The 14,912-nt window shown below is 37.9% G+C and carries 17 protein-coding genes; 7 read left to right on the forward strand and 10 right to left on the reverse strand.

The genetic code is table 11. The annotated features are described in order from the left end of the window. Positions 1-85: 85 nt before the first annotated feature. The 3 genes from LV716_RS15075 to LV716_RS15085 all read right to left on the reverse strand — a co-directional run bounded on the left by LV716_RS15075 (position 86) and on the right by LV716_RS15085 (position 3,773). On the reverse strand, positions 86-691 hold the full coding sequence (locus LV716_RS15075; RefSeq protein ID WP_163418611.1) for a tRNA (guanine-N1)-methyltransferase: 606 nt from the start codon (positions 689-691) through the stop codon (positions 86-88). Positions 692-801: 110 nt separating this feature from the next. Further along, complete coding sequence (locus LV716_RS15080) at positions 802-2,250, reverse strand: glyceraldehyde-3-phosphate dehydrogenase (protein ID WP_163418612.1); 1,449 nt, start codon at positions 2,248-2,250, stop codon at positions 802-804. Between the two features lie 131 nt (positions 2,251-2,381). Beyond that, positions 2,382-3,773, reverse strand: a complete 1,392-nt coding sequence (locus LV716_RS15085; protein ID WP_163418613.1) for a S1C family serine protease — start codon at positions 3,771-3,773, stop codon at positions 2,382-2,384. A 133-nt stretch (positions 3,774-3,906) separates the two neighbouring features. On the opposite strand from LV716_RS15085, the gene dapF reads away from it, so the two are divergent. The 4 genes from dapF to LV716_RS15105 all read left to right on the forward strand — a co-directional run bounded on the left by dapF (position 3,907) and on the right by LV716_RS15105 (position 7,045). Then, positions 3,907-4,683 (forward strand): diaminopimelate epimerase, encoded by a 777-nt coding sequence (gene dapF, locus LV716_RS15090; protein WP_163418614.1) that lies wholly within the window; start codon positions 3,907-3,909, stop codon positions 4,681-4,683. Then, entirely contained in the window at positions 4,677-5,207 is a 531-nt protein-coding gene (locus LV716_RS15095; RefSeq protein WP_163418615.1) for a GNAT family N-acetyltransferase, read from the forward strand. The genes dapF and LV716_RS15095 overlap by 7 nt, the downstream gene beginning before the upstream one ends. Beyond that, positions 5,200-6,240, forward strand: a complete 1,041-nt coding sequence (gene mltG, locus LV716_RS15100) for an endolytic transglycosylase MltG (RefSeq protein ID WP_163418616.1) — start codon at positions 5,200-5,202, stop codon at positions 6,238-6,240. The genes LV716_RS15095 and mltG overlap by 8 nt, the downstream gene beginning before the upstream one ends. A 160-nt stretch (positions 6,241-6,400) precedes the next feature. Then, entirely contained in the window at positions 6,401-7,045 is a 645-nt protein-coding gene (locus LV716_RS15105; protein WP_163418617.1) for a hypothetical protein, read from the forward strand. A 52-nt stretch (positions 7,046-7,097) separates the two neighbouring features. Here the strand turns inward: LV716_RS15105 and LV716_RS15110 are convergent, their stop codons facing one another. The 3 genes from LV716_RS15110 to dnaA are packed head-to-tail and all read right to left on the reverse strand — an operon-like array spanning position 7,098 to position 9,726. Next, positions 7,098-7,826: an SAM-dependent methyltransferase gene (locus tag LV716_RS15110; protein ID WP_163418618.1), complete on the reverse strand. Its 729-nt coding sequence runs from the start codon at positions 7,824-7,826 to the stop codon at positions 7,098-7,100. 3 nt (positions 7,827-7,829) lie between these two features. Further along, the gene (locus tag LV716_RS15115) at positions 7,830-8,282 is read right to left on the reverse strand and encodes a low molecular weight protein-tyrosine-phosphatase (protein ID WP_163418619.1); all 453 of its coding nucleotides are present in this window, start codon (positions 8,280-8,282) and stop codon (positions 7,830-7,832) included. A gap of 19 nt (positions 8,283-8,301) precedes the next feature. After that, positions 8,302-9,726: a chromosomal replication initiator protein DnaA gene (gene dnaA / locus LV716_RS15120; RefSeq protein ID WP_163418620.1), complete on the reverse strand. Its 1,425-nt coding sequence runs from the start codon at positions 9,724-9,726 to the stop codon at positions 8,302-8,304. Between the two features lie 203 nt (positions 9,727-9,929). Here dnaA and LV716_RS15125 point away from each other — a divergent pair, with 203 nt between their 5' ends. Continuing rightward, positions 9,930-10,328, forward strand: a complete 399-nt coding sequence (locus tag LV716_RS15125; RefSeq protein WP_163418621.1) for a thioesterase family protein — start codon at positions 9,930-9,932, stop codon at positions 10,326-10,328. Here LV716_RS15125 and LV716_RS15130 read toward each other — a convergent pair. The 4 genes from LV716_RS15130 to ribD are packed head-to-tail and all read right to left on the reverse strand — an operon-like array spanning position 10,325 to position 13,425. After that, entirely contained in the window at positions 10,325-10,936 is a 612-nt protein-coding gene (locus LV716_RS15130) for a YigZ family protein (RefSeq protein WP_163418622.1), read from the reverse strand. The genes LV716_RS15125 and LV716_RS15130 overlap by 4 nt on opposite strands. Next, complete coding sequence (locus tag LV716_RS15135; protein WP_163418623.1) at positions 10,936-11,799, reverse strand: DMT family transporter; 864 nt, start codon at positions 11,797-11,799, stop codon at positions 10,936-10,938. The genes LV716_RS15130 and LV716_RS15135 overlap by 1 nt, the downstream gene beginning before the upstream one ends. Then, positions 11,799-12,401, reverse strand: coding sequence for an HAD family phosphatase (locus LV716_RS15140; protein ID WP_163418624.1), 603 nt, complete (start codon positions 12,399-12,401; stop codon positions 11,799-11,801). Before LV716_RS15140 ends, LV716_RS15135 begins: the two co-directional genes overlap by 1 nt. Beyond that, positions 12,394-13,425 carry a bifunctional diaminohydroxyphosphoribosylaminopyrimidine deaminase/5-amino-6-(5-phosphoribosylamino)uracil reductase RibD gene (gene ribD / locus LV716_RS15145; RefSeq protein WP_233759152.1) on the reverse strand — a complete coding sequence of 344 codons (1,032 nt, stop codon included), beginning with the start codon at positions 13,423-13,425 and terminating at the stop codon, positions 12,394-12,396. The genes LV716_RS15140 and ribD overlap by 8 nt, the downstream gene beginning before the upstream one ends. Positions 13,426-13,476: 51 nt before the next feature. Between ribD and LV716_RS15150 the strand changes: the two genes are divergently transcribed. Further along, positions 13,477-13,962: a GNAT family N-acetyltransferase gene (locus LV716_RS15150; RefSeq protein ID WP_163418626.1), complete on the forward strand. Its 486-nt coding sequence runs from the start codon at positions 13,477-13,479 to the stop codon at positions 13,960-13,962. Position 13,963: 1 nt separating this feature from the next. Then, complete coding sequence (gene prmC, locus LV716_RS15155) at positions 13,964-14,911, forward strand: peptide chain release factor N(5)-glutamine methyltransferase (RefSeq protein ID WP_163418627.1); 948 nt, start codon at positions 13,964-13,966, stop codon at positions 14,909-14,911. The last annotated feature ends 1 nt before the right edge of the window (position 14,912 follow it).

A 14,912-nucleotide genomic window follows, 5' to 3' on the forward strand; every position in this document is an offset into this window, starting at 1 on the left:
TTATATCGTAAAGCTAAAACTTTCCTGTTGTATTTTTTTGATGAGGATATCAATGAAAAAACTCCCTAAAAAGGGAGTTTTTGGCTTATTTTTTTTGTTTGTTCAGTTCGTCTTGTAACTGACGACTAATTTTTTGTTCACGTTCCAGCGCTCGCCGCCTATGTTCTTCATATTCCTTTTCTACATCGGCAAGTGCCGTTTTTGCTTGGTGGGTCAAAAAGTTACTGTTTCTAAATCTGTAGATAAAAAACAACAAGAATAATAACAGTGCGAAAATAATTGACCAAAGTATCAGGTTATACGTTCCTTTGCTTACCAAAGCCCCAAAAAATGACATACTATCTTTTTCCTCGGTTACGGTCTCTAAATTATTGGTAGTCTCTTGAAGCTGGGAATTTAACTCTTCTATTTTTGAGTTATTGCTTTCTATGGTAGCGGACAAATCTTTTATGGACTTGTTGGCACTATTAATGGAATCGAAAATATTCTTCTTGATTCTGGCTAAGTCCCCTATGCGTACAACTTCGTAACGAACACCGTTTGCCCTGTAATTACCCGATTTTTTTTCAAGTTGTTGAAATTGTCCAACAAGCGTATTGTCAGAACTGGATTCCGATTCGTTGTCTTGGGCTAAAATTGGTAAAAAAGTGATTAGTAAGGTAAGGGTGAAAAATGCTTGTAAACGTTTCATGATAAATATTGCGTATAAATTTAGATTGAGGGAACTGCGAAATTACACGAATAAAGTTAAGATTGAAAAGAAAAATCTTTTAATAAAAATTATATGCAAAGATTTAGGCTCTAATAATAGGTATAGCGCCTTACTTTGGCAATGTATTTTGCCAATCGGATTACTTGGTGTGAATAGCCATACTCGTTGTCGTACCAAATATAAAGTACCAAGCTTTTCCCGTCTGCGGACACTAGGGTAGCCTTACTGTCATAGATGGAAGGTGCAGAAGCGCCCACAATGTCCGATGATACCAATTCATTACTTAAAGAATACTGAATTTGTTCCACAAGGTCGCCCTCAAGGGCATACTTCTTTAAAATAGTATTGATACTTTCCTTGGAGGTCTTGTTCTTTACTTCAAGATTAAGGATGGCCAGTGAACCATTGGGGACCGGAACTCGAATGGCATTGGAGGTTAATTTCCCTTTCAGAGAGGGAAGTGCTTTGGCAACAGCGGCGCCCGCACCGGTTTCGGTTATGACCATGTTTAGCGCTGCAGCTCTTCCTCTACGGTATTTACTATGCATATTATCGACCAAATTCTGGTCATTGGTATAGGCATGTATGGTCTCTAAATGTCCTTTTTTTATACCAAGGGAATCTTCAATAACTTTTAATATTGGCGTTATGGCATTGGTGGTACATGATGCTGCCGAATATATTTTTGTCTTATCGGGGTCAAACTCTTTATGGTTGACTCCATGGACAATATTAGGTACTTCCTTACCTGGAGCGGTTAGCAGTACCCTACTTGCACCTTTGGCTTCCAAATGTCTTGAAAGTGCCGTTTTATCCCTAAAAGCACCAGTATTGTCAATTACAAGTGCATTATAGATTCCAAATTGTGTGTAATCCAATGCTTCGGGTTTGTCTGCGCTAATGAACAGTACTGTTGTACCGTTTATGACCAAGGCATTTTTTTTCTCATCAACATCCACGGTGCCCGTAAACTGTCCATGTACGGAATCTGTTTTTAGCAACGCCGCTCTTTTTTCCAAAACTTCTTTGTTGATCAATCCCCTAACAACAACGGCCCTGAGTCTCAACTGGCTTCCTCTACCGGTTTTGGCCACCAACTCTCTGGCAACTAATCGGCCAATTCTGCCAAATCCATAAAGCACAACATCCTTTGGTTTTATTTCTTTGGATGCTTGGGCATCTTTAAGTTTTTCCAATACGAATGACTTAACGTTAAGATGATTGTTATCGTCAGAATGGTATTCGTAGGTCAATTTTCCAATATCCAATTTTGAAGGAGGTAAGTTGATATCGTTAATGGCCCTGAGAATTTCAACCGAATCAAAGATTGAAATTGGCTTTTGTACAAATTCCCCAGCGTACTCATGAAGATTGATGATATCACTTACATTTTTATCTATGATTTGATTTTTAAATAGTACTACTTCTATGGCTTTGTCATACCAAAGGTCACTGATAATTTTTATGAATTCCGTAGTGGCTTTTCTTCTATCCGCTTGGAACGCAAGCTCTTTCTCGTAAGACTTAATATCACTCATACTTATTAGTTGGAGATGTTGTTTTTTTAGTGCTCGGCAAAATTAGATATTTCAAACGTTTTCGTAAAAGATTTTATATATAAAAATAGCACCCAATTTTGGGTGCTATTTTTAACTTGATTGTATATGTGTTATTGAAGGATAAGGCGTTCTTTTTCGCCTTTATCGTTAATCATTGTAAAACTTGTCCTGCCGTATCTGGAAATTTCATCAAAAAGTTCCTTCGCATCGTCAATATCGCTTATTGCTTTGTCATCCACTTCAGTGATTACCTTGTTTTTTAGGTCGTAACGGTTATAGCCTTCTGGGACATCAATAATCTTGACACCTTCACTTACTCCAAAAATCTTTTTATCCTCCTTGGATAAATTCTTTACCGTAAAACCAACGGTAGGCAATTGAATGGTCTGTTGCTTTTTAAGGGTTACCTTCTTTGTAATTCTTTTACCATCCCTATCCACAACAACTTCTATAGTGTCATCTGGTCGTTTTGAGGATAGGTATCCCGTAAGTTCAGAAAATTTGCGTACCAATACATTATCAACTTTTTTGATAATATCTCCTGATTGCAATCCAGCTGCTTCGGCTCCTGAATCTTCTTCAACTTGAGAAATATAGACTCCTTCGATTTCATTCAATCCCATTTCAATGGCTTGCCTAGAATTTGCATTTGCAGCACGAATGCCCAAAAGCCCTCTTTGCACGTTACCAAACTCCATAATATCCTCTACGACCTTTTTTGCAATATTGCTAGGTACTGCAAAGGAGTAACCTACGTAAGAACCTGTTTGAGAGGTTATAGCTGTGTTTATACCAATTAAATCACCATTTGTATTTACCAATGCACCGCCACTATTCCCTGGATTGACTGCGGCATCTGTCTGTATGAAGGATTGATTTCTGCCCAATGATCTAGCTTTTGCGCTTACAATTCCTGCGGTTACTGTAGAGGTCAAGCTGAAAGGATTTCCAACCGCAAGTACCCATTCACCGATCTTGGCATTGTCCGAATCACCAAAAGCCAAATAGGGCAGTGCATTTTCCACATCGATTTTTAAGAGCGCTATATCTGAGCTTGCATCGGCACCAATGACTTTGGCATCGTAGGTCTTGTTATTGTTCAGGGTTATTTCCAATTGACTTGCCTTGGCAATAACGTGGTTATTAGTAACGATATAGCCGTCTGGTGAAATAATTACGCCAGACCCAGTTCCCACTTGTGGGGTTTGCTGACGTTCAAATCCATAAAAGAAATCTGCTATGCTATTGGAACCTTTATTTATGGTCACGTTCTTTACGTGGACCACGGCATTTACTGTTTTTTCCGCTGCAATGGTAAAGTCAACTTCATTTATTCCCGCTCCTTTGGCAGATGCTGTTAGACCACTGGTACTTATAAAAGGTGTTTCTTGGTTTTCTGCAACCCATTTATAGGTGTCTTTTTCAAAAAATAATTTGTAAGCTCCTAATGTTATTGCACCTGCAAAAACCGATACTAGAAGTAAATTGGCAATTCTTTTCATAATTCTATAAAAATTTAACTTTTTCTATCAACAAATCTAATTCAATTCATTTTTGGCTTCATGAGTTTAACTCGTTTTTAACTACAAAAAATTCCTTAAAGAATACCCTATATTTGTTCCTTTGCAGGCAATTATGGTACTACAATTTTTTAAATATCAAGGTACGGGAAATGATTTTGTTATCATTGACAATCGCCAACAAACTTTTCCCAAAAACGATACCAAATTGATTGCCAAGCTTTGCGATAGAAAATTTGGCATTGGGGGGGATGGACTCATTCTATTGGAAAATGACAAAATGTCGGATTTTAAAATGGTCTATTACAATGCCGACGGAGCAGAAAGTAGTATGTGTGGAAATGGAGGTAGATGTTTGGTGGCTTTTGCCAACTACTTAGGTATTATTGATAGCAAGACTACTTTCAATGCGATTGATGGTTTGCACCAAGCTACGATCGTTGACGATATGGTAGAGCTAAATATGACGGATGTAGATGACATCAAAATAAAACCTTCATACAGTTTTCTGGATACAGGATCACCACATCATGTACAGCTCATTGAAAACCTATCGGATTTGAATGTGCAAAAAGAGGGAGCCAAATTACGCTACGGTCTGTACGGACAGGCTGGAAGCAATATAAACTTTGTTGAACAGTTGGATGGCAACGCTTTTGGGGTGAGAACCTATGAAAGGGGAGTTGAAGATGAGACGCTTTCATGTGGAACAGGAGTAACGGCGGTTGCCATTGCTATGCATAAATTAGGTAAAACATCTTCGAGCACCATTGGAGTCAGAACGCCCGGTGGAGATTTGACCATCAGCTTTGATCATCAAAAAGGTGCTTACAGGAATGTTTGCTTAAAAGGACCTGCAAAACAAGTCTATAAAGGAGAGATTTTATGTTAAATCTTAAAGGAAAACAAGCGCGTTTAAGGGCGTTGGAACCTAAGGATTTGGAATTTCTGTACCAATTGGAGAATGACACTTCAATTTGGGAGATAAGCGGCACATTGAAGCCATATTCAAAAAAAGTACTTCGGTTATATTTGGAAAACGCTCACAGGGATATTTACGATGTGAAACAACTACGTTTATGCATTTGCGATAATGCTGATAAAAGTATCGGTTTAATAGATTTGTTTGATTTTGACCCAAAAAACAGAAGGGCGGGAATCGGTATAGTGATTGCGAGGCCAGAAGATAGGAACAAGGGTTTAGGCGCGGAAGCGCTTTCCCTCTTGTGCAACTATGCCTTTTCAATTTTGGATGTTCATCAACTTTACGCCAATATATTGGAAGAAAATACGCCAAGTATTTATCTATTTGAAAAGATGGGTTTTCAAAAAATAGGGGTAAAGAAAGAGTGGGTCAGAACCAATAACGGTTTCAAAAATGAGATTATGTTTCAAAAAATAAACACCAATGCTTAAAAAAGTACTTTGGGCGACAGCCATTTTAGGACTTTTGATTTGTGGCTTCATAGCATATCAAATCTATAGTGCCATATTTAGTCCCAATACCAACTTTAATAATGATGAAGCCTTTGTGTACATTCCATCCAATGCTACTTTTTTAGATGTAAGGAATAATCTAGAACCATTGGTGAAAGATATGTCTACTTTTGAAGCTGTGGCACAGCGCAAAGGATATGTAACCAACATTAAAGGTGGAAAGTTTGCCTTAAAAAAAGGGATGAACAACAATGAGATGATCAATTCTCTCCGCAGTAAAAATATCCCTGTGAAGGTCTCGTTCAACAATCAAGAGTCCCTAAATGCCTTGGCAGGAAGGATAGCCCAACAAATAGAAGCAGATAGTGCTGAGCTGGTAAATAGTTTCAATGATCCTGAATTTCTGGAGAACGTAGGGTTTAACGAAGATTCTAAGTTGGGAATGTACCTGCCCAATACGTATGAATTCTTCTGGAATACCAATGCGAAGAATTTTAGGGATAAAATGTACAAAGAGTATGAGCGGTTTTGGAATGCCGAACGATTGAAAAAAGCAGAAGAATTAAATCTTTCTCCATCCCAAGTCGTTGCGCTTGCTGCAATTGTGCAAAAAGAAACCGTTAAAGTAGAGGAACGACCACGAGTGGCCGGAGTATATCTTAATAGAGTGAGAAAAGGGATATTGTTACAAGCTGATCCAACGGTTATTTATGCCATAAAAAAAGAGACCGGGAATTTTGATACTATAATCAAGCGGGTTTTATATCGGGATTTAGAGATGGATTCACCCTATAATACCTATAAATATGTAGGCATTCCTCCAGGTCCGATTGCTATGCCTGACATCTCTTCGATTGATGCCGTTTTAAATCCTGAAAAACACGATTATTTATTTTTTGTAGCCGATGTTTCCAATTTTGGATACCACATGTTTGCCAAAACCTTGGCGCAACACAACCGAAATAAAGTGCAATATACCCGATGGTTGGATTCCAAAAAAGTGCGTCGATAATACCTTTTATCGTTAATTTTCAGTGATTTAACGGATTTTGGGCCTCATTTAAGAAAATCTTATGAACATCATGCTTCAAATGAAAAACACTGCCCTTATATTTGCCGCCCTAATTTAGTTGTACCGTTTTTGGTGCATCAGAACGCTAAATATGAAAGTTATGAAAAGATGGATAAGCTTTGTTTTGCATCTGGCCATGATTGTAATTTTAACAAGTTTTGGCTCATATACCGTAACGAAAAAAGTGGACTATAAAATTCCCGATTCGTTAAAAGTAGAAGCCAACACTGAAATCTTGGTTCTTAAAGATTCTTTGGATTCTTCCGAAGATCTAAAAATTAAACCTCCTTTTTTGGGAAAAGCGTACAATGGATTTAAAGAAGCCCTTGCTTTTAAGGAATCCCAAGGAAGGTACTCTGTTATTAATACGTTTGGATATCTTGGAAAGTATCAATTTGGATTGAGTACGCTCAGTTTAATGGGAGTACACGATGCTGGTAGTTTTCTTAATGACCCAGCGCTTCAAGAAAAAACATTTGAAACCAATATCGCAAGAAACAAATGGATTCTGCGTAGGGATATCAAACGTTTTAACGGAAAAAGGATAAGAGGGGTTGAAATTACTGAATCTGGTATTTTGGCCGCAGCGCATCTAGCTGGCGCCGGAAATGTGAAAAAGTACCTACGTTCTTATGGAAAGAACGACGTTGCGGACGCATACGGGAGTAGTATATCATATTACATTCGAAAATTTGCAGGGTATGATATTTCCGAAATAGCGCAGAAAAGAAACGCAAAAGTTTAACAATATACTTTTAGCGTACCCTATTAAACCCAGAATTTAAATCTGGGTTTTTTTATGCTTGAATAATAAATATCGTGGGCCTTTTATTAAGATCAATGGCTATTTCGCTCCACTCATGTGCAATTTTGGTTCTAATAAACTCCGTAGGTAACGTAATATCACAGGCAACACATAATCTTGTGGTTTTTTGAAGTGTTTTTGTTAATTCCTTCAAAAGTTTATCATTTCGATAAGGCGTTTCCATGATGATTTGTGATTGACCCTTTTCTCTTGAAATGCGTTCCAGGTTCTTAATTTTAGATTTACGTTCAGAAGCATCGATAGGCAGGTAACCATTAAATGCGAAATTTTGTCCGTTCATACCACTGGACATCATGGCCATAAGAATAGAGGATGGCCCCACCAAGGGAACTACCTGTATTCTTTTTTCGTGAGCAACCCTGATTACCTCTGCGCCTGGATCAGCAATTCCCGGGCAGCCTGCTTCGGAAAGTATGCCTATGTCAAAACCACTGATACAAGGCTCTAAAAACTCGGGGATAACGGCTGGATCGGTAAACTTGTTCAAAGTTTCAATATGCAGATTGGGTTGAGCTTTACTCGGACTTATTTTTTTAATGAAATGCCTAGCAGTTTTTTCGTTCTCTACAATGTAATGATCTGTATTCTCAATAGTTCGCTTTATGGAAATGGGCAATACCTCAAGAGGGGCATTGTCCCCAAGTGTAGTGGGAATTAAGTATATTTTGCCTACAACGAGACTTGGTTTGGGGTCCTCCATATGCTAACTTACTTTTTTTGCAATTGCTTCACAAGCAATATCGACCATCTGATATACGTTTTCAAAACCGTCTACTCCCCCATAATAAGGGTCAGGTACTTCGTTGATGTCCAAATCAACTTCGCCCAAGAGTAATTTCACTTTTTTTTCTTCTGATTCTGAAGTTGCCAAGCGTATAACATTATCAAAGTTATTTTTATCCATGACATAGATAAAGTCGAAAATGTTAAAATCTTCTTTAGAAAACTGCCTACAGGTCTGAAGACTTATATCGATTCCATGTTTTTTGGCTACAGCTATAGATCTTTTGTCTGGCGGATTGCCAACATGATAGCTGGCCGTTCCTGCGGAATCTACAATTACTTTATTCGTATCGACTTTGGATTTTAAAATACCTTCGGCCAAGGGTGACCTGCATATATTTCCTAAGCAGACCATCAAGACTTTGGTTTTCATTAAGTGTGAGGAATTATTATTAAGAGAATTTTTTGCTCAGGTCTTCAATGTATTTTCTGAACTGTTTATCAGTCTCCGCTAAATTGTCCACCGTTTTACAAGCATGCAATACGGTAGCATGATCTCGCTTTCCAATTTGTGACCCTATGCTCGCCAGAGAGGCTTTTGTGAATTTTTTTGCAAAGAACATGGCCAATTGTCTTGCTTGTACAATATGGCGCTTTCTTGTTTTGGATTGTAAGGTAGCGACATCCATCTCAAAATAATCAGAAACCACCTTTTGGATGTAGTCTATGGAAACCTCCCGCTTGGTATTTTTTACAAACTTTTCTACCACTTGTTGTGCGAGTTCCAATGTAACTTCTCTTTTGTTAAAAGAGGATTGTGCTATTAAGGATATAATGGCACCTTCCAATTCTCGGATATTTGTCTTTATATTTTTTGCGACATGGTCTATAATCTCATCTGGCATCTCAACGCCATCACGATAGAGCTTGTTTTTTAGGATAGAGATTCTGGTCTCAAAATCCGGACTCTGCAATTCAGCGGAAAGCCCCCACTTAAAACGGGACAGCAAGCGTTGTTCTATGTCCTGCATATCCACTGGAGCCTTATCGGAAGTTAAAATAACTTGTTTTCCGTTTTGATGTAAGTGATTGAATATATGAAAGAAAACATCTTGTGTACCTGATTTACCGGATAGAAACTGTACATCATCAATGATAAGCACATCTATTAACTGGTAAAAATGGATGAAATCGTTTCTGGTGTTCTTTTTAACAGATTCTATATACTGCTGCGTAAACTTTTCTGCAGAAATGTATAGTACGGTCTTTTCCGGATATTTATCCTTGATTTCAACACCAATGGCATGGGCCAAGTGTGTCTTCCCTAGACCAACTCCCCCAAAAACCAACAATGGATTAAAGGAAGTACCACCAGGTTTATTGGCCACGGCCATACCTGCGGACCTCGCTAAACGATTGGAATCACCTTCAAGAAAATTCTCAAAGTTGTAATTTGGGTTTAGCTGTGACTCAATCTTTATATTCCGTATTCCGGGAATAACAAAAGGATTTTTGAGCTCGGGACTTTTTGACGTAATTGGCACATCCAATTCTTGTGGTCCAACAGCGGTTCTATTGGAGCTTGGTATCTGTTCTGTGAACGGTTCTTTATTACCGTACTTATTTTCCATTTTAATGATGTAAATAAGTTTTGCGTTATTTCCCAATTCCTTGGTAAGCGCAACCTTCAAAAGCTTTACGTAATGCTCCTCAAGCCACTCATAAAAAAATTTACTGGGCACCTGTATGCTAAGGGCTTTGTCTGTTAACTTGATAGGCTTTATAGGTTCAAACCAAGTTTTGAATGCCTGCGGTTGGATATTATCCTTGATAAAAGCCAAACAGTTGTTCCACACGGAATTTGCAGTCACACTCATAAAAGTTTTTCCTTAGTTTTGTTGGTTAGTTTAAAGCTATAATTAAAACATCTAAGGGGAAATTAGATGCTCTTTGGATGCGACAAATATGTGAACAAATCTTTTAAAAAAAAAATCATTTAGTGGTTGAATATTCTATTTTTTTTTCGCATGTTTCCTTAATGTTAACCAAGCCTCTAAATATATCATTTTTCATTTAATATATGCTAAAAAAATCATTTTCTTTTAGGGTCCGTTATGTAGAAACCGACCAAATGGGTGTGGTATACCACGGTAACTATGCACAGTATTTGGAACTCGGAAGGGTAGAGTGGTTAAGAGCCTTGGGCACCACTTATAGGAGCATGGAGGAAAATGGAATTATACTGCCCGTAATTTCCTTACAGATTAAATACAAAAAATCGGCGCTTTATGATGATTTGATTACCGTAGAGACCACAATTAAAAAACCACCTTTGGTGAAGATAGAGTTTGACTACAAAATTTATAACGAATCCCAAGAATTATTGGCAGAAGCTAATACTGTTTTAGCGTTTATGGATAGGAAAACGAATAGACCAGTAAAGTGTCCAAATCATATTCTGGAAAAATTGGATTTTTAGTACAGCGCCTTTATTGCAATATGTTGCATTTCATCGAAGAGTATCTTAATTTGTTTACCCTCACTCTCCCTTACTGAAATAGTTAATATACAAGTCAGTTCCATTTTTTGCGAGACTATGGTTATTCCTTTTTGTTTGATGATTCGCATGACTTTGTCCATAATCGGATACTCAAAATGCAGTTCAAAGAATGATGCTATGGTCTTTTCAACAATGGATGCATTTTCCAAGGCTATCTGGGCCGCAGTGCGGTATGCTTGAATAAGTCCGCCAACTCCCAGTTTAGTACCTCCAAAAATTCTTGCAACGGCTACCAATACATTGGTGATTTCAAAGGCTTGAATTTGTCCATAAATGGGCATTCCAGCAGAATTATTGGGTTCACCATCATCGTTAGCTCGGTAACTATAAGTTTTTTCGCCCAATTGCCATGCGTAGCATACATGATTGGCCGTATGGTGTTTCTTCCGTAACATTTCAATTATTGGCTTTATAGCATCTTCAGATGTAATTGGGAAAGCATAACCATAGAATTTACTTTTTCTGTCCTTATAAAGAATCTCATCGGACGGCTTGGCAATGGTCTTGAAAATATCGTCCGCCTTCATCAAAATAGGGCTACTAAAACAATACTGATTACGGCCAAGAGAATACCAGCTCGATTTTTTAAGCTCATTTTTTCCTTAAAAATCAAAATCCCAAGAATGGTTGAAAGCATAACGATGGCAACGTTGTTCAATGTGAAGATGACAGCACTGCTAAGCGCCTTGTTTTCCAAAGCCCTGATCAAAAAGAAAATGGAAAAATAGTTGGGAATTCCCAATGCGATGCCGCCCAATACATTTTTAAAATTAAGTGTGATGGGTTGTTTAATCGCTTTTGAACCAATAAACACAAAACCGGTAATCGCCGCAAAACCAAAAATCATGGCCGAAAAAATGGGAACTTCTTCAGGTTGTAGATGGTTTTCCTGAAAATATTTCATGCTGATGTCTATAATCCCGGAACCTAGAAATACGAGCAGCGGTAACACCAATATCTTTTTGGAGACTACGATGCCATTTTCTTTTAGAGAAGCAAAATAAACTGCTGCCAACGCAAGTAAAATGCCTATGATCTGAAGCAGGGAAAGAGACTCTTTATATTGAATGACTCCAAAGATGACTGGCATGACCAAAGACATTTTTGTTGCCACCGAAGCTACCGAAACACCAGCAACCTGCGAGGTCTTGGCCATTAAGTTAAAAATGAGAATAAAAAAGATACCCAATGCCAAAGTGCCTAAAAACCAAGACTGTTTTGCTATTCCGTTAAAATCTATTGTGCCCTTATATAAAACCAGGCCTACCACACAAGCTACCACATAATTGGTGATAATGGCATAGAGGGTCTGTACTTTGTATACCGAAAAAAGTTTAAAGATGACGAAAATCAAACTTGAGCAAAGCACACTAAGGACCAGGTATAGCATTACAAGTAAGATTTTAATTGTATGATATCTTCTTTGCCTACCTTCAAATTCCAAACATGAATTCCCAGACTGGCCGCAGCATCTGTATTCTCTTTAGTGTCGTCTACAAAAAGGGTTTCACTTGCTATTAGCTTATTTTCTTCCAAAACAAATTCGAAGATTTCGGCATCAGGTTTTCGCATTCCCATTTCATAGGATAGATAAAATACTTCAAAAGATGCTTCAAATCTATTGAAATGCCCCATGCCCATTTGTTGTTTCACAAATTCAATATGGATGTCATTGGTATTGCTGAGGAGAAACAATCTGTATTTGTTTTCTTTTGCAAAAGCTTCTATAAATTCTAATCGTTTATTGGGAAAATCCAATAAAATAGCGTTCCAAGCATTGATTAAATCTTGTTGGGTAGCTTTTGGAAAGTAGTGCGATACATCATTTAAAAAAGCAACGGAGCTTATGGTTCCTTTTTCATACGCCTTAAAAAGTGTATCCAAGTCCGGGGTCAGGCCTGTATAACCAAATTTTTCCATGGCTTTTGCCGTAGCGGATTTATCCAAATTGATGAAAATATCACCAAAATCCAGTATTATATTCTTAATCATTTATAAAGATTGATAAAGTGTCAGACAGTATTGAAATGTTTTCCGAAGGAGTACCAGAAATTTTTGGAGCTGTTATGCCATTATGAAACGAGGTCGTTCCATTGAAAACCTTAGCTTCATCCCATAATCCCTCATTAATGAAAGTTTGTAGTGTTTTTGTGCCTCCTTCAACCAATACGCTTGTGATCGAATGACGATAGAGTGCATCACATACCTGCTGGGCAATGGGTTTCGAAAAATCAATCAATTCATACGTAATCCCGTTTATGTAGTTAAATGCATCATCGGTTTGTGTAAGAACGATGGTTTTTACGCTTTTATCCAACACGTGAAAATCAGTTGAAATTTTTAAATCCTTATCCAAGATTACACGAATAGGATGGTTGCCCTCCCAATTTCTCGCCGTAAGCTTAGGATTGTCTTCCAGCACGGTATTGGTGCCCACTAAAATAGCTTGTTCTTCTGTTCTCCATTTGTGCACCAGTTGCTTTGAATAGGTGTTCGAAATCCAAAAAGGCTCAGGCACGTTATTTCTTTGTTTCTTATCAGGAGCAATAAAGCCATCTTTTGTTTCTGCCCATTTTAAAACAATATAAGGGCGTTTTTTTTCTTGAAAACTTAAAAATCGTTTATGATGATTTCTGCACTCAGCTTCAATAACCCCAACGGTTACGTTACATCCAGAGGCCTTTAGTTTTTCAATACCTTTTCCCGCAACTTTATCATGGGGGTCTTGGAGTCCGATGACAACTTCGGGAATCGCATGTTTTAATATTAAATCCGTACAAGGTGGGGTTTTTCCAAAATGGGAGCAAGGTTCCAAGGTGACGTAAAGTGTAGCTTTTGAAAGGTGCTTTTTCTCTTTCACCGAGTTAATTGCATTTACTTCGGCATGTGGACCGCCATAAGGACTTGTATAGCCTTCACCTATGATTTTTTGGTCATACACGATTACACAACCTACCATTGGATTTGGTGCCGTAGTCCCAAGTCCTCTTTCACCTAGCTCAATACATCGTAACATGTATTTTTCATGTATATTCACATCGCAAAAATAGCATAATTAAAACGCAATATGGGCGATGCCATAATCAGGGAAATTACACTAGCGGATAACGTTCAGGTTGCTAGGGTAATCCGTAAAGTTTTGGAAGACATGGGGGCGCCTAAAGTGGGCACAGCCTATGCAGATATGGCTTTGGAAAATATGTATGAAGCTTATAATATGCCTAAGGCAGTTTACTATGTAATTGAGGATGACGGACAAATTATTGGCTGTGCTGGAGTTGCTCAATTGGAAAATCATGATGGGAACGTATGCGAACTACAGAAAATGTACTTTTTGGAACAAGCTAGGGGTAGGGGTTTAAGTGCCAAGATGATCGCGAAGTGTTTGGATAGCGCTAAAGAATATGGTTTTGAGCAATGTTATCTAGAGACCATGCCCTATATGGAAGCAGCCCAAAAATTGTATAAAAAGAATGGTTTTGAGTATATAGATGCCCCTATGGGCAATACGGGACACTATTCTTGCCCAGTTTGGATGCTTAAAAAAATATAGTGTGCTCCTAAAAGAGATCAAGACCATTTTCCATAAAGAATTGGATAAGCTATATCCTAATGAGGAAGTAGATGCTTTTTTTTACCAACTCATTGAACATTATTTGCAGTTGGAGCGATTTGTTTTGGTGCTACAGCCTAACGTATCAATAACCAAAGAAGAAGAGCAGCCACTTTTTGAAGCTTTGGCACAGCTAAAACTGGAAAAGCCATTGCAATATATTTTAGGTACGGCGTACTTTATGGATATGGAGTTCAAGGTTAATGAGCATGTATTGATTCCCAGACCCGAGACAGAGGAATTGGTAGAGTGGATAATTTTGGATAATAGTCAGGATGCTGAGCAGAGCAACCCGGACGCTGAGCGTAGTCGAAGTGTCATTTCGACTAAGCTCAATGACCGCAAGTCGGATCTACTCAATGACGACCAAGGATTAAAAATTTTGGATATTGGTACGGGAAGCGGTTGTATTGCGATTGCCTTGGCAAAAAAGCTTCCAAACGCCAAAGTGTTTGCTATCGATATTTCTGAAAAAGCGTTGGAAGTTGCCACACAAAATGCTCAACTTAACGAGGTCGAAGTTACATTTATAAAAGCGGATATTTTAAACTTTGAACTTGAACTTGAACTTAATTTTGAATTTGACATTATAGTTTCAAACCCACCCTATGTACGTGAACTCGAAAAAGAACACATCAAAAAGAACGTAAAGGATTACGAACCTAATTTGGCCCTATTTGTTCCAGATGAAGATGCATTATTATTTTACAGGGCCATTACTAAATTTACGCAACGGTACCTTTCTAAAACGGGAAGCATATATTTAGAAATCAATCAATATTTAGGAGAAGAAACCAAGTTACTTTTAGAAGCGCATAATTTTTCAGAAATTGAACTGCGCAAAGATATCTTTGGAAACGATAGAATGCTTAAAGGTAAACTAGATTAAT

It is taken from the genome of Flagellimonas sp. HMM57, from assembly GCF_021390175.1.
Lineage (GTDB): Bacteria > Bacteroidota > Bacteroidia > Flavobacteriales > Flavobacteriaceae > Flagellimonas.

Bases quoted from the DNA above. Each gene is read 5' to 3' on its own strand.
- LV716_RS15075 (WP_163418611.1), bottom strand. From the start codon at position 691: ATGAAACGTTTACAAGCATTTTTCACCCTTACCTTACTAATCACTTTT.
- LV716_RS15080 (WP_163418612.1), bottom strand. From the start codon at position 2,250: ATGAGTGATATTAAGTCTTACGAGAAAGAGCTTGCGTTCCAAGCGGAT.
- LV716_RS15085 (WP_163418613.1), bottom strand. From the start codon at position 3,773: ATGAAAAGAATTGCCAATTTACTTCTAGTATCGGTTTTTGCAGGTGCA.
- dapF (WP_163418614.1), top strand. From the start codon at position 3,907: ATGGTACTACAATTTTTTAAATATCAAGGTACGGGAAATGATTTTGTT.
- LV716_RS15095 (WP_163418615.1), top strand. From the start codon at position 4,677: ATGTTAAATCTTAAAGGAAAACAAGCGCGTTTAAGGGCGTTGGAACCT.
- mltG (WP_163418616.1), top strand. From the start codon at position 5,200: ATGCTTAAAAAAGTACTTTGGGCGACAGCCATTTTAGGACTTTTGATT.
- LV716_RS15105 (WP_163418617.1), top strand. From the start codon at position 6,401: ATGAAAAGATGGATAAGCTTTGTTTTGCATCTGGCCATGATTGTAATT.
- LV716_RS15110 (WP_163418618.1), bottom strand. From the start codon at position 7,826: ATGGAGGACCCCAAACCAAGTCTCGTTGTAGGCAAAATATACTTAATT.
- LV716_RS15115 (WP_163418619.1), bottom strand. From the start codon at position 8,282: ATGAAAACCAAAGTCTTGATGGTCTGCTTAGGAAATATATGCAGGTCA.
- dnaA (WP_163418620.1), bottom strand. From the start codon at position 9,726: ATGAGTGTGACTGCAAATTCCGTGTGGAACAACTGTTTGGCTTTTATC.
- LV716_RS15125 (WP_163418621.1), top strand. From the start codon at position 9,930: ATGCTAAAAAAATCATTTTCTTTTAGGGTCCGTTATGTAGAAACCGAC.
- LV716_RS15130 (WP_163418622.1), bottom strand. From the start codon at position 10,936: ATGAAGGCGGACGATATTTTCAAGACCATTGCCAAGCCGTCCGATGAG.
- LV716_RS15135 (WP_163418623.1), bottom strand. From the start codon at position 11,799: ATGCTATACCTGGTCCTTAGTGTGCTTTGCTCAAGTTTGATTTTCGTC.
- LV716_RS15140 (WP_163418624.1), bottom strand. From the start codon at position 12,401: ATGATTAAGAATATAATACTGGATTTTGGTGATATTTTCATCAATTTG.
- ribD (WP_233759152.1), bottom strand. From the start codon at position 13,425: ATGTTACGATGTATTGAGCTAGGTGAAAGAGGACTTGGGACTACGGCA.
- LV716_RS15150 (WP_163418626.1), top strand. From the start codon at position 13,477: ATGGGCGATGCCATAATCAGGGAAATTACACTAGCGGATAACGTTCAG.